The organism is Corynebacterium sp. (assembly GCF_012837295.1).
In the GTDB taxonomy this organism is placed as follows: Bacteria; Actinomycetota; Actinomycetes; order Mycobacteriales; family Mycobacteriaceae; genus Corynebacterium.
The window spans coordinates 1-3,917 of the sequence record NZ_DURI01000338.1 but is presented as its reverse complement, the minus strand read 5'-3'; the positions used below and the strand labels follow the sequence as shown (position 1 = coordinate 3,917).

Below are 3,917 nucleotides of genomic sequence, written 5' to 3'. Positions count from 1 at the left end.
GGAGTTCCTTGCCGTCGCGCTCGACGACGTCGGCGGGGCGGAACATGCCGAGGACGACCGTGACGCCTGCCTCGGCCGCCGCGGACCGGGCGGCGGTGGCGAAGGGCCCGTCGAGCGGTTCCGCGACGGTGTCCAGGCGGCCGGTGTTGAAGGCCTTCATCGTGGCCTCGGGGAAAACCACCAGGTCGGCGCCGGCGTCGGCGGCGCGGACGATGACGTCCTTGACCTGGCCGAGGTTTTCCTGCGGCTCGGCGGACAGTTCCAGCTGGGCGAGTGCGATGCGCATGTGATCGACGTTACCGGGGTTCATCCACAGGCGGGGACGGTGCGGGGATTCATCCACAATCCGGGTGTCGCGGGCGGCCGTTTCGGGTGCGCGGAGCCGGGCCTGCGGCGATCCTGCGGGCATGACCAACACGGGGATGACGGTGAGCCCGCGGGCGCTGCGCGAGCTCGGCGAGGGGCTGGCGCTTCAGGGACATCGGGTGCGGGGGCTGGGACCGACGCTTTCCGACGACGCCGAGATGACCGGATCGCGGACCTGGGGCGAGTTGATGCACGGCGCGATGCTCTGGCGCGAGGAGCTGGCTGCCGAAGGTGATGCAGTCGAAGCGCTCGGCGTGACCGCCGGGACCATCGCCGCGGGAGTGGAGGGCTGCGACGAGGCCAACGGAGGGGCGTTGTGTCCGACATCGACATGATCCTCGCGTGGAACCCGGCCACGTTCGCGCAGGCCGCGGCGAGTTGGAGGGGCGCGGGCAAGCGGCTGGCCGACGCCGCCGACAAGGTCGCGGACAGCGTGCGGTCGGTGCCCACCGGAGATCTCGACGGGCCCATCCGCACCGAGGGCGACATCGCCGCGGGAGACCGGGCCGCCCGACTGCGGCGCGACGCCGGGGCGCTGACCAGATTCGCCGGCGAGCTCGACGGAGCGAACAGGACGTTGACGTTGGCGCAGAAGAAGCTGGCCTTGGCGATCGCCGAAGCGGAAGCCGACGACTGCCTCGTCGACCGCGCCTCCGGATTGGTGCTGTCCAACGGGGCCCGGGCGAAGAGCATCACCGATCTCGGGGGCACGGCGAAACTGCTCGGGCACCATCGCAAGAAGATCGAGATGCGCGTGAAACAGGCATTGGAAGCCGATGTGCGGGCGGCGAACCAACTGCGGGACCAGTTCCCCGCCGGGGCTCACCTGAGCACGCCGGGCATGCCGCTGGGCAGGGTCGAAGGCGTGGCGGGGCTTCCCCCGTTGCAGGCGGCGGAGGCCGAACGGATCCGCGGGATGTGGGGATATGAAACCGGCTCGGAGGTGGAGATCCTCGACGCCGATCCCGGAACGACGGCCGTGGCCGTGGGGGATCCGCGGACCGCCGAGCACGTGATCACGCTGGTCCCGGGCACGGGTTCGACCGCCGAGGAGCTGGCCCTGCAGATCGAGCGCGCCCGCTGGCTTCGCGGCCCCGACGTCGCCGTGGTGGCGTGGACGTACGACGCTCCCCCGGGCGTGATGAGCGCGGCCGGAACCTCGTATTACGAACGCGCCGCCCCTTCACTCCAGATGTTCCAGTCGCAGTTGGCGGAGAACCCGAACGCGAAGTTGAGCGTGATGGGCCACAGCTACGGTGCGACGGTCGTCGCCCAGGCCACCAGGGGAACGGGCCTGCACGCGGATGCCGTGGTGCTCGCCGGCTCGCCGGGGGCGGGTGCCGGATTGAAATCCGTGCGCGACATGAAGCTCATCCAGCGCGATGGCACGCCACATCACCCCACCGAAAACGACCGGCGCGTAGTGGCGGTGACCTCGCCGGACGACCCGATCGATTACGTGGCGGATGCGTCTCTCCATGGCGCGGACGTGACCACGCGATGGTTCGGGGCGAACCGGATGGACATATCGGATCTGGTGAAGCCGAAGGGACGTAGGCCATTGGACTTTCCCGCGAAGTTCGCGGCGCACACCGAGGACTACTTCCCCGACCCCGACTTCCGGGATCGTCTGGAGAAGAAGACCTCGACGATCCCCGGCTCCGGGCCCGGGTCCGGCGTCGCGCCGACGGCTGCTGCCCGGGCGGGAGCGCGGTGACTCTAGTCCTCCTGGCTGCGGCGCCGGCGCTTGCGCGGCTCCCACATGACCACGGCGGTGGACCGGGGCACGTGGACGATCTCGCCGCGGGGGCGGCCGCGGCGGGCCTCGGCGTCCCGCAGCTCGGCGCGGAGGGCCTCGTTCTCGTTCTCGAGTTCCTCGACGCGCTCATTGAGCTCGATGATCGACTTGATGCCCGCCAGGTTCACGCCCTCCTCCTGGGAGAGGCGCTGGATCTCGCGGAGCAGGGCGACGTCGCGCTGGGAGTAGCGGCGGCCGCCGCCGCGGGTGCGCTGCGGCGTGACCAAACCCAGGCGGTCATAGTTGCGCAGGGTCTGCGCGTGCATGCCGGCCAAGTCCGCCGCGACCGAGATGACGTACACCTCGGTGCGGGACTCGGTGCGCGATTCGGTTCGGGACTCCGTCCGGGTTTCCGTGCGGATCTCGGTGCGGGACTCGGTGCGAGTTTCAGTGCGCGATTCTTCTGCGGCCATGGCGACCACCTACTTCGCTCCGGCCCAGCCGTCGCGCGGGTTGAACCCGCCGGCGCGCTCGGCCTCGACGTAGGAACGCAACGCCGACGCGGCGGCGTCATCGAGCTTCGACGGAACCTGCACCCGCACCGTGACCAGCAGATCACCCGGGGTACCGGACCGCTTGGGCACACCGCGGCCGCGAACGCGCAGCGTCCGGCCATCGGCGGTGCCCGCGGGAACGCGAACGCGGACCTTGCCGTCGAGGGTGGGCACCGTGATGGTGCCGCCCAGCGCCAGCTCGCCGAAGCTCACGGGCACCGTCACCTCGAGGTCATCACCCGAGCGGGTGAAGATCTCGTCCGGTCGCACGTGCACCGTGACGAACAGATCGCCGGCCGGACGGCCGCGCAAACCCGCTTCGCCCTGGCCCGCCAAACGGACCTTCTGGCCGTCTACGACGCCCGCGGGCACCCGCACCGTGATGGTGCGGCGACGCGTGGTCACGCCGGTGCCGGAGCAATCGGTGCACGGATCCTCGATCTTCGTGCCCTGGCCACCGCAATCCGGGCAGGGGGCGGAGAACCCGAAGGCCCCGCGCTGCTCGTTGGTGAAGCCCGAACCATGGCAGGTGCCGCACGTCACCGGGTGAGTGCCCGGCTTCGCGCCCGAACCGTGGCACGTGGTGCACGGCGACGGATTGGTCAGCTGCAGCGGAATGGTCACGCCCTTGGCGGCCTCGCGGAAGTCGAGCGTGATCTCGGTTTCCACGTCGGCGCCCCGGCGCGGCCGCGCCGAACGCCCCGCACCGCCGGCGCCACCGGCACCGCCGCCGCGGTTGACGAACCCGTTGAGGAAATCGCCCAAACCGCCGCCCGCGCCGCCGTCGCCGAAGATGTCGGAGACGTTGAAGTCGAAGCCGCCGGCACCTCCGGCGCCGGGCCCGCCCGTCGTAAAGCCACCGCCGCCGAAACCACCGCCCGCGCCGGGGAAGCGGAACCCGCCCCCGGCCAACGCGGACCGGAGCTCGTCGTACTCGCGGCGCTTGTCGGCGTCGCCGATGACGGAATAGGCCTCGGAGACCTTCTTGAAGCGATCCTCCGCCTTCGCGTCACCGGGATGCGTGTCCGGGTGATTGTCCCGGGCGAGCTTGCGGTACGCCTTCTTGATCTCATCCTGGCCCGCGGACTTGGAGACGCCCAGATCCGCGTAATAGTCCTTGTCCGCCCATTCGCGCTGGGTCATCGGACATCTCCTCCTTCCGGAACGGTGTCGCGGCCGATCGCCGCGAAAAAGCACTGCATTTCACGTTGCACTGCATTTCAAGTTTATGGGGTGCGGCGGGCGGACCTTCCGGCCCG

Annotated in this window: 5 protein-coding genes; 2 read left to right on the top strand and 3 right to left on the bottom strand. The window is 70.4% G+C overall.

Annotated features, from left to right (window positions below; translation table 11 throughout):
• Positions 1-286, bottom strand: a 286-nt coding sequence (locus tag GX015_RS11225; RefSeq protein WP_291345194.1) for a nitrilase-related carbon-nitrogen hydrolase, incomplete at its 3' end; no start/stop codon positions are given.
• A gap of 121 nt (positions 287-407) precedes the next feature.
• On the opposite strand from GX015_RS11225, the gene GX015_RS11220 reads away from it, so the two are divergent.
• A complete protein-coding gene (locus GX015_RS11220) occupies positions 408-701 on the top strand; it encodes a hypothetical protein (RefSeq protein ID WP_291345193.1) in 294 nt (97 codons plus the stop codon).
• Complete coding sequence (locus GX015_RS11215) at positions 683-2,083, top strand: alpha/beta hydrolase (protein ID WP_291345192.1); 1,401 nt, start codon at positions 683-685, stop codon at positions 2,081-2,083. Before GX015_RS11220 ends, GX015_RS11215 begins: the two co-directional genes overlap by 19 nt.
• A 2-nt stretch (positions 2,084-2,085) precedes the next feature.
• On the opposite strand, the gene GX015_RS11210 is transcribed toward GX015_RS11215, so the two are convergent.
• Both GX015_RS11210 and dnaJ read right to left on the bottom strand, forming a co-directional pair.
• Complete coding sequence (locus GX015_RS11210) at positions 2,086-2,577, bottom strand: MerR family transcriptional regulator (RefSeq protein ID WP_291345191.1); 492 nt, start codon at positions 2,575-2,577, stop codon at positions 2,086-2,088.
• 9 nt (positions 2,578-2,586) lie between these two features.
• Entirely contained in the window at positions 2,587-3,801 is a 1,215-nt protein-coding gene (dnaJ, locus tag GX015_RS11205) for a molecular chaperone DnaJ (RefSeq protein WP_291345190.1), read from the bottom strand.
• Positions 3,802-3,917: the final 116 nt, after the last annotated feature.

Coding starts and splice junctions, on each gene's coding strand:
- GX015_RS11220 (WP_291345193.1), top strand. CDS start 408: ATGACCAACACGGGGATGACGGTGAGCCCGCGGGCGCTGCGCGAGCTC.
- GX015_RS11210 (WP_291345191.1), bottom strand. CDS start 2,577: ATGGCCGCAGAAGAATCGCGCACTGAAACTCGCACCGAGTCCCGCACC.
- dnaJ (WP_291345190.1), bottom strand. CDS start 3,801: ATGACCCAGCGCGAATGGGCGGACAAGGACTATTACGCGGATCTGGGC.